Here is a 205-nt window from a genome sequence, read left to right as displayed (position 1 = left end):
CCCAACTACCATCGGCGCTGAAGAGCTTAACTTCCGTGTTCGGTATGGGAACGGGTGTGACCTCCTCGCTATCGCCACCAGACATTTATTTCGTTTTCCTAACGACAACCTCTATTATACAGAGTTTTTGTCGTTTTTCAAGAGGTTTTTTTATTTTTTTATTCCCTCAAAACTAGATAAAGGTTGAAGTAGGACATTGAGTATC

General features: G+C 41.0%; 1 rRNA gene. It reads right to left on the bottom strand.

Going from position 1 to position 205, the window contains the following annotated elements:
- Nucleotides 1-82, bottom strand: a 5S ribosomal RNA gene (gene rrf / locus ABES52_RS16865); the annotation flags it as partial.
- Between the last annotated feature and the right edge of the window lie 123 nt (nt 83-205).

The organism is Aeribacillus pallidus (assembly GCF_050478865.1).
Lineage (GTDB): Bacteria > Bacillota > Bacilli > Bacillales > JACDOC01 > JACDOC01.
The sequence above is the reverse complement of the archived record's forward strand: the minus strand, read 5'-3'. Positions and strand labels throughout refer to the sequence as shown.